Origin of the sequence: uncultured Pseudacidovorax sp. (assembly GCF_913773995.1) — a bacterium.
GTDB lineage: Bacteria > Pseudomonadota > Gammaproteobacteria > Burkholderiales > Burkholderiaceae_C > Xenophilus.
In genome coordinates, this window is the sequence record NZ_CAJYES010000100.1 from 1 (window position 1) to 8772 (window position 8772).

The 8772-nt window shown below is 71.6% G+C and carries 7 protein-coding genes; 3 read left to right on the plus strand and 4 right to left on the minus strand.

Features of this window, described 5'->3' with window-relative positions:
• Positions 1–141: 141 nt before the first annotated feature.
• The 4 genes from QZ772_RS08750 to QZ772_RS08765 all read right to left on the minus strand — a co-directional run bounded on the left by QZ772_RS08750 (position 142) and on the right by QZ772_RS08765 (position 4976).
• Positions 142–1458, minus strand: coding sequence for a cytochrome c (locus QZ772_RS08750; protein WP_295524804.1), 1317 nt, complete (start codon positions 1456–1458; stop codon positions 142–144).
• A complete protein-coding gene (locus QZ772_RS08755) occupies positions 1455–2162 on the minus strand; it encodes a c-type cytochrome (RefSeq protein ID WP_295524806.1) in 708 nt (235 codons plus the stop codon). The genes QZ772_RS08750 and QZ772_RS08755 overlap by 4 nt, the downstream gene beginning before the upstream one ends.
• Before the next feature lie 96 nt (positions 2163–2258).
• Complete coding sequence (locus QZ772_RS08760; protein WP_295524808.1) at positions 2259–3392, minus strand: HPP family protein; 1134 nt, start codon at positions 3390–3392, stop codon at positions 2259–2261.
• Between the two features lie 168 nt (positions 3393–3560).
• The gene (locus QZ772_RS08765) at positions 3561–4976 is read right to left on the minus strand and encodes a short-chain fatty acyl-CoA regulator family protein (RefSeq protein ID WP_295524810.1); all 1416 of its coding nucleotides are present in this window, start codon (positions 4974–4976) and stop codon (positions 3561–3563) included.
• Between the two features lie 163 nt (positions 4977–5139).
• On the opposite strand from QZ772_RS08765, the gene prpC reads away from it, so the two are divergent.
• The 3 genes from prpC to QZ772_RS08780 form a co-directional block, all read left to right on the plus strand.
• Positions 5140–6318, plus strand: a complete 1179-nt coding sequence (gene prpC, locus QZ772_RS08770) for a 2-methylcitrate synthase (protein ID WP_295524812.1) — start codon at positions 5140–5142, stop codon at positions 6316–6318.
• Between the two features lie 110 nt (positions 6319–6428).
• On the plus strand, positions 6429–7406 hold the full coding sequence (locus QZ772_RS08775) for a tripartite tricarboxylate transporter substrate binding protein (RefSeq protein WP_295524814.1): 978 nt from the start codon (positions 6429–6431) through the stop codon (positions 7404–7406).
• Positions 7407–7488: 82 nt separating this feature from the next.
• On the plus strand, positions 7489–8772 hold a 1284-nt coding region (locus QZ772_RS08780), incomplete at its 3' end, for an aconitase family protein (protein WP_295524816.1).

Genomic DNA, 8772 nt, shown 5'->3' on the forward strand with positions numbered 1-8772 from the left:
CGCCGCTTCGTGGAACTGCTCAAGTCGCAGTCGGTGCGGCTTTCACAGGCGCTCGGGCGCCGCAGTTGAGGGACCGGCCGGTGCGATGGCGGTCCGGGAGGATCGCGCCGCATGCGGCAGAGCCCGGGGCTCGACCTGCCTCTAGCGCTGCATCACCTGGCGCAGCGTGACCTCATCGCCCGTGTTGCCCCAGCTGCTGCGCACATAACTCAGCACCGCGGCAATCTCCTCGTCGCTCAGCACATGGCCGAAGGGCGGCATGCCGTAGGGGCGCGGATTGCCCTCGGTGGCCGGCGGATAGCCGCCGCGCCGCACCACCTGCACCAGGTTCACCGGGTTGGCCAGGTTGACGGCCCGGTTGCCCGCGAGGGGCGGAAAGGCGCCCGGCTCGCCCTGGCCCTGCTCACCATGGCACCAGGCGCATTGCTGGGCATAGGTCTTCTCTCCGCGCGCCAGCAGCGATTCGTTTCGGCGCGGCGGCTGGGCGGGGACGGGCGGGGCGGGCTGCTGCGGCAGCTCCTTCAGGTACAGCGCCATCGCCTGCAGGTCCGCGTCGCTCATGTGCTGCGTGCTCCGGTACACCACCTCGGCCATGGGCCCGAGTACCGAGCCGTGTTCGGTGCGGCCGGTCTTGAGCAGCGCCACGATGTCCTGCAGCGGCCAGCCGGCCACGCCCGCCTCGTGCGGCGCGTCGAGCGCGGGCGCATACCAGTTCTCGCCGGGCAGCACGCCGCCGGCCAGGCCGCGGCTCACATCGGTCGCGCCCAGCGTGTTGCGGGCGCCGTGGCAGGCGATGCAATGGCCCAGGCCCTGCACCAGGTAGGCGCCGCGGTTGTGTTCGGCCGAGGCTGCGGGCTCGGGCACGAACTCGGCAGGCCGGAAGAACAGTGCCCGCCACACGGCGAGTGCGGCCTGCGTGTCATAGGGAAAGCGCAGCGTGTGCGGCCGGTTGGCCTGCGTCACCGGCGGCAGGCTCTGCAGCCAGGCGAAGAGCGCGTCCGAATCCTCGCGCGTGACCTGCGTGAAGCTGGTGTACGGAAAGGCCGGATACAGCAGCCGCCCGTCGCGCGAGCGGCCATGGTGCAGGGCGCGCCAGAAATGGTCGGCGTTCCACTGGCCGAGGCCGGTGAGCGGGTCCGGCGTGAGGTTGCCGGCGTACAGCGTGCCGAAGGGCGTCTCGATGCCGCGTCCCCCTGCATAGGCGGCGCCGCCGCGGGCGGTGTGGCAGCCGGCGCAGTTCCCGACGATGGCCAGGTAGCGACCGCGGTCGAGCTGTGCGGCCGAGGCCGCGGGCGGCGGCAAGTCTTCGCGGATCGGGGCTTCGCCGCGCAGGTTGAGCAGCACCACGGCGGTCGCCAGCGCGGCGAGCACGGCAACCAGGGCCAGTGCGGTCCACACGGCAAGGCGTCGAAAGCCGAAGGGGCGGGCTCCGGTCCCGCCAGCAAGGGGCGCGCTCATCGGTGCGCCTCCATGGCGCTGCAGGCCACCGGCAGGCCCGCGGGCAGGGCGGAGGCGGGTACGGCCTTGTAGTTCACCGGCACCGGCTGCGCCGCCAGCCAACCGGCGACCGCGCGGATGTCCTCGCTCTTGAGGCGCCGGCCCACCTCGGCCATGCAGTCGGGCGCCAGGGCACGCGGGTCGCCCGTGACCCAGGCGCCGAGCTGCGAGGCGATGTACAGCCGCGGCAGCCCCAGCAGTCCCGGGATGCCCGGCTGCACGCCGGTGAGCGCCGGCCCATGGCAGCGCACGCAGGCCGGAATGCCGCGGGCCGCATCGCCATCGACCACCAGCGCCCGGCCGCGTGCCAGCTCGGCAGCCGGCAGGTCGGAGGGCGTCGGTGCGGGATAGGGCAGATCCAGCCCGGCGAAGTAGTCGGCCATCTCGCGCAGGTAGGCGTCCGAGAGTTGGGCCAGCAGGTGGTTCATGTCGGCCTGCTGGCGCCGGCCGTCGCGGAAGCTGCGCAGTTGGTCGTAGAGGTAGCCCGCCGGCTTGCCTGCCAGCCGCGGGAAGTAGCCGGAATTGGTCGCCAGGCCTTCGCGGCCATGGCAGGTGGTGCAGGCGGCCATGCGGCGCTGCATCTCGTCGGCGGCCTGGGCGCTGGTCACTGTGCCGGCCAGGAGGGCCACGGCCAGCACGGCCAGGCGCGCAAGGCGTGGGCGCATGCCCGATCTCCGCGGCGTGGGCGCCGCCTTCGCTCCGTGGGGTCGTCTCGTCATCGTTGTTGGCTTCATGGTCGGCTCCGTGGCTGCGTCGCGCCCTCAACCCGCCGGCCGGGTGGCGCGGTGCAGGGCCCGCACCACGTCCGACTGGGTGATGATGCCCACCAGCCGCTTGTCGGCATCGATCACCGGCAGGTGGTGGTGGCCGGCCTCGGCGAACAGGGGCACCAGCTCGGCGATGCGGCGGTGACTGCTCACCACGCGCACCTCGCGAGTCATGATCTGGCCGACCGTCTCGGGCTTGTCGGAATGGGTGAGGCCGTCGCGCCGCAGCAGTGTGCGCAGGCGCTCGCCCACGCCTTCGCGCTGCTCCCAGCCGGCATGGCGCAGGAAGTCGGCCCGCGTCAGGATGCCCACCACGCGCTGCGAGCGGTCCACCACCGGCAGGGCCTTCACGCCCCGCGTGCGCATCAGCGCCCAGGCTTCGTCCAGCGGCGTGCCGAACTGCACCGACGCCGGCTCGGGCGACATCACCTCGGCGCATTGCAGGTGGCCGAAGTTGCGCTCGTAGGCGGCCGATTCGGCGTACTGCAGGATGTCCTGCAGGTCGTCGCGGCTCACGTCCAGCACCTGGTTGTAGTGGGCCAGTGCCGCGTCCAGGTCGGTGGCGGAAAAGCGGCTGCCTGGGGGCGCGGCGGCCGGGGCCTGCGGCGCATGTGGATAGCGCCGCCCCGTGAGGCCGTTGTAGAGCATGCCCGCCAGCACCAGCAGCAGCGAATCGACCAGCATCGGAAAGAGCGCGAAGCCGAAGCCCACGCCGCCCAGCGCCGCCAGCAGGGCCGAGGCGCCGCCCGGCGGATGCAGGCAGCGCAGCGCGAACATCACCGCGATGGCCGCCAGCACCGCCACAGCGCCCGCCCAGGCCGGGTCGGGAATCAGCAGGGCGCAGGCGCTGCCCACCAGCGCCGAGACGGTGTTGCCGCCCACCACGGCCCAGGGCTGGGCCAGCGGGCTGGCCGGCACCGCGAACACCAGCACCGCGCTGGCGCCCAGCGGGGCCACCAGCCAGGGGGCGCTCATGCCGGTGCGCAGGGCCCACCAGCGGGCGATCAGGGCCGTGAGCAGGATGCCCAGCCCGGCACCGGCGAAGGCCCGCAGCCGTTCGCGGGCGTCCACCCGGGCGGCGGCGGGACGGAAGCGGGCCGCCAGATCGGCCCAGGAGAGAGATGGCATGGTCACGCAGGCAATGCCGGCGCGCGGCTGCCGGCGGGAAGAGGCTGGCCGACTCGTAACGGCCGGTACGGGGCGGTCGTGGCCGCCGCCCGCATCCTACGTGGCGCACGGCTTTGGTGCATCTGCCCGGGCGCTCGCGGGCGACATCGGCCGGCCCTCGGCATGCGATCAGCTGCAACCATAGGGAATGAATTCGGTGCGCTGCTCGTCCACTGTGAGCGGCTGGCCGACGAAGGGAAAGGCGCGCTGCGCGCAGTCGCGCCGCTCGCAGACCTTGCAGCCCATGCCGATGGGCGTGGCGCGGGCCGGGTCCTGCAGGTCCAGTCCATCGGCATAGACCAGGCGAGGCGCATGCCGGATGTCGCAGCCCAGGCCGATGGCGAAGGTCTGGCGCGGGGCGCCCCAGCCGCGGCTGCCGCCAGCCACCGTGCGCGCCACCCACAGACTGGTGCGGCCGTCGGGCATGCGGGCCAGCTGCGGCAGGATGCGCCCCGGCTGGCTGAAGGCTTCGTACACCGCCCACAGCGGGCAGGTGCCGCCCGTGCGGCTGAAGTGGAAGTGCGTGGCCGACTGCCGCTTGGAGATGTTGCCCGCCCGGTCCACCCGCACGAAGAAGAAGGGCACGCCCGGCGCACCCGGCCGTTGCAGCGTGCTCAGGCGGTGGCAGGCCGTCTCGAAGCCCACGCCGAAGCGCAGCGCCAGCAGGTCGATGTCGTGCCGCAGCCGCTCGGCCGCCTCCAGGTACTCGCCATAGGGCAGCAGCAGCGCGCCGGCGAAGTAGTTGGCCAGGCCGATGCGCGCCAGCCGGCGGGCCGGCGCGTCGGCGTCGAAGGGGGCGTCGGCCGTCAGTGCCGACAGCGTCTCGTCCATCTCCAGGAAGGCCAGCTGCGTCGCCATCTGGAAGGCCTGCTGCGCCGGTGCCAGCAGCGGCGAGAGGGTCAGCGTGCGGCTGGCCGCGTCGTACTGCCGCTTGCCGCCGATGCCGGTTGCATCGGCCTGCGTGATCCGCACGTCGTGCCGCTCGCGCAGGCGCTCCGCCAGCCAGGGTGCCATGGCGCCGCCACGTGCGCGGGTCTGCGCCGCCAGCGACTCGGCCGCGCGGTCCAGCGGATCGAAGTGGTTCTTGTGGGAGAAGAAGAAGTCGCGCACCGCCTCGAAGGGCGTGGCGCGCGGCAGCCCGAGCTCGGACGACCGGTCGTCGCCCAGGCGCAGGGCCATGGTCTCCAGCTGGGCCTGTAGGTCGAGTTGACGGCGGTGCAGCGCGACCAGCGCGCGGCCGAGTTCGGGCATCTGGGCGGCCACCTCCTGCATCTCGGGCAGGCTGACCGGCTCGGCCGCATCGGCCAGGGCCTCGCGCAGGCCGGCCACAAGGCGCGCCTCATCGTCCTCGGAGAAGGCCTGGATGTCGACGCCCAACGTGCGGTTCAGCCGCAGCAGCACCGCCACCGTGAGCGGGCGCTGGTTCTGCTCCAGCTGGTTGAGGTAGCTGGGCGACAGGCCCAGCGCCTGCGCCATGGCGATCTGCGAGAGGCCGCGCTCGGCCCGCAGCTTGCGCAGGCGCACGCCCATGAAGCTCTTCTTCATGCGCAACTCTGTGGCCCAGTGATTCGCAGGATTCGCAGATTCGCCGATTTCGTTCGCACCTATTCGCCTTTTCAGTCCTGGTGGGAGGGCGACATTCTGCGTAGATTGCGAAGCCTTGCAAGCCGGCTGTTCCGCCGCTGCACACCGTCAGGAGACCTGCCCCATGAGCCTTGCAACCGTCCTCGCCCCGGCGCCGGAAGCCGCGCCCGCCTTCAAGCCCAAGAAGTCCGTCGCGCTGTCCGGCGTGGCCGCCGGCACCACGGCCCTGTGCACCGTGGGCCGCAGCGGCAACGACCTGCACTACCGCGGCTACGACATCCTCGACATCGCCGAGGTCTGCGACTTCGAGGAGATCGCGCACCTGCTGGTGCACGGCACGCTGCCCAATCGCGCCGAACTCGCCGCCTACAAGGCGCGGCTGCGGGCCTTGCGCGGCCTGCCTGCCAGCGTGAAGGCCGCCCTGGAACGCCTGCCTGCCGCCGCCCATCCCATGGACGTGATGCGCACGGGCGTCTCGGCCCTGGGCTGCGTGTTGCCCGAGAAGGACGAGCATGGGGCCGCCGGTGCCCGGGGCATCGCCGACCGGCTGCTGGCCTGCCTCGGTTCGATGCTGCTGTACTGGCATCACTGGAGCACCAACGGCCGGCGCATCGAGGTCGAGACCGACGACGACGCCATCGCCGGCCACTTCCTGCACCTGCTGCACGGGAGCCGCCCCGGCGACGACTGGGTGCGCGCCATGCACACCTCGCTCAACCTCTATGCCGAGCACGAGTTCAATGCCAGCACCTTCGCCGCGCGGGTGATCGCAGGCACGGGCAGCGACATGTATTCCTGCATTGCCGGTGCCATCGGCGCGCTGCGCGGGCCCAAACACGGCGGCGCCAACGAGGTCGCCTTCGAGGTGCAGCAGCGCTACGCCACGGCCGACGAGGCGGAGGCCGACATCCGGCGCCGGGTCGAGGCGAAGGAGGTGGTGATCGGCTTCGGCCACCCGGTCTACACGGTGGCCGATCCGCGCAACGCCGTCATCAAGGGCGTGGCGCGGCGGCTGTCGCAGCAGGCCGGCGATCTGCGGCTGTTCGACATCGCCGAACGGCTGGAGTCGGTCATGTGGCAGGCCAAGCGCATGTTCCCCAACCTCGACTGGTTCAGCGCCGTGAGTTACCACCGCATGGGCGTACCGACGGCCATGTTCACGCCGCTGTTCGTCATCGCCCGCACCAGCGGCTGGGCGGCCCATGTGATCGAGCAGCGGCAGGACAACAAGATCATCCGGCCCAGCGCGGTCTACACCGGCCCCGAGGACCGGACCTTCGTGCCGCTGGATCAGCGAGGCTGAGCGATGGCCCTCATGCGCGCGATCCGCGCAGGTTCCCGTCAGGTTGAGACGCCGACCATCCCGCGCCCGGCTGGCCGCATGGTGCGGCCCGCCAACCTGGAGACATCTTCGTGACCCTCAATCGCCGCCTCTTCAACACCGGACTCGCCAGCCTGGCCCTGCCGCTCGGCTTCGACGCCGCCGCGCAGGACGGCTTTCCCAGCAAGCCCATCCGCATCGTGTGCCCCTTCGCCCCCGGCGGTGGCTCGGACTTCATCGCCCGCGTGGGCTCCAATCTGCTCGCCAAGGGCGTGGGCCAGTCGGTGATCGTGGACAACCGGCCGGGCGCCGGCGGCACGCTGGGGACGGACTACGCGCTGCACCAGCCCGCGGACGGCTACACGCTGCTGCTGGTGGCGGGCAGCTACACCGTCAACCCGGCGCTGTACAAGCTCAAGTTCGATCCGATGGCCGACATCACGCCCGTGATCCAGCTGTCCAAGGGCGCCTACGTGCTGTGCATCAACCCCAACAAGGTGCCGGCCAAGAACATGGCGGAGCTGCTGGACTACATGCGCAAGAACCCCGGCAAGCTGAGCTTCGCCTCGGCCGGCAACGGCAGCCACCTGCACATCACGACCGAATACCTGTTCGGCATGGCCAAGGTCAAGGGCACGCACATTCCCTACAAGGGCACCGGCCCGGCCGTGACCGACCTGGTGGCCGGCAACGTGGACCTGCTGGTGGCCGGCACCGAGGCGCTGATGCCGCATGTGAAGGCCGGCAAGCTGCGCGCCCTGGGCGTGACCACGGCGCAGCGTCTGGCGGCCTACCCGGACCTGCCCGCCATCGCCGAAGCCGGCCTGCCCGATTACGACGTGGTGGCCTGGCACGGCCTGATCGCGCCCAAGAACCTGCCGCCCGCGGTGCTGGCCAAGATCAACGGCGCCATCAACACCGGCCTGAAGGCGCCCGAGCTGGTCGCGCAGCTGGAGCCCACGGGCGTCTCTCCCGCCGGTGGCACGCCGGAGCAGTTCGGCGCGCTGATCAAGGCCGAGATCCCGCGCTACGCCAAGGTGGCGCGCGACAACAACATCCAGGCCCAGTAAAAACCGGGTCGGCCGGCGCCGGCCGCCGGCCTTCCTTTCGCAACGCGGCGGCGCATTGAGGCGCCGCCCGCTCCACGATCCCATGAACCGTCTTCACCGCCAGCCGCTTGCCGGTACCGATCTGCATTTCTACGACGCGCGTGCCGCCATCGAGGCGCTGCAGCCCGGCGCCTGGGCCCGGCTGCCCTACACCGCGCGGGTGCATGCCGAGAACCTGGTGCGCCGGGCGGACCCGGCCCGCCTTGACGACTATCTGTGCCAGCTGATCGAGCGTCGCCGCGACCTGGACTTTCCCTGGTACCCGGCACGGGTGGTGTGCCACGACATCCTGGGCCAGACTGCGCTGGTAGATCTCGCTGGCCTGCGCGATGCCATCGCGGCCGAAGGCGGCGATCCGGCCGCGGTGAACCCGGTGGTGCCGGTGCAGCTGATCGTGGACCATTCGCTGGCCGTCGAATGCGGGGGCTTCGACCCCGACGCCTTCGCCAGGAACCGCGCCATCGAGGACCGCCGCAACGAGGACCGCTTCCACTTCATCGAGTGGACCAGACACGCATTCGACAACGTGCAGGTGATCCCGGCGGGCAACGGGATCATGCACCAGATCAACCTGGAGAAGATGTCGCCGGTGGTGGCCGTGCAGGACGGCGTGGCCTATGCCGACACCTGCGTGGGCACCGACAGCCACACGCCGCATGTGGACGCGCTGGGCGTGATCGCCGTGGGCGTGGGCGGCCTGGAAGCCGAGAACGTGATGCTGGGCCGCGCGTCGTGGATGCGGCTGCCGGACATCGTGGGTGTGGCGCTGGTCGGCGAGCGCGCACCGGGCATCACGGCCACCGACATCGTGCTGGCGCTCACCGAGTTCCTGCGCCAGCAGAAGGTGGTGGGCGCCTATGTCGAGTTCTTCGGCGATGGAGCGAAGCGGCTGTCCATCGGCGACCGCGCCACCATCTCCAACATGTGCCCCGAGTACGGCGCCACCGCCGCACTCTTCGCCATCGACGGCCAGACGCTGGACTACCTGCGCCTCACGGGCCGCGACGAGGCGCAGGTGCGCCTCGTCGAGACCTATGCCAAAGCCGCCGGCCTCTGGGCCGACACGCTGGCCGAGGTCGACTACGAACGCACGCTGCGCTTCGACATCGGCACCGTGGTGCGCAACCTGGCCGGCCCGTCGAACCCGCACCGCCGGCTGCCGGCGAGCGCCCTGACAGAGCGCGGCATCGCCGATGCGACCAAGCTGGCGGCCGGCCGCGCCGACGAGGCCGCGGGCCGCCTGCCCGATGGCGCCGTCGTCATCGCCGCCATCACCAGCTGCACCAACACCAGCAATCCACGCAACGTCATCGCCGCCGCGCTGCTG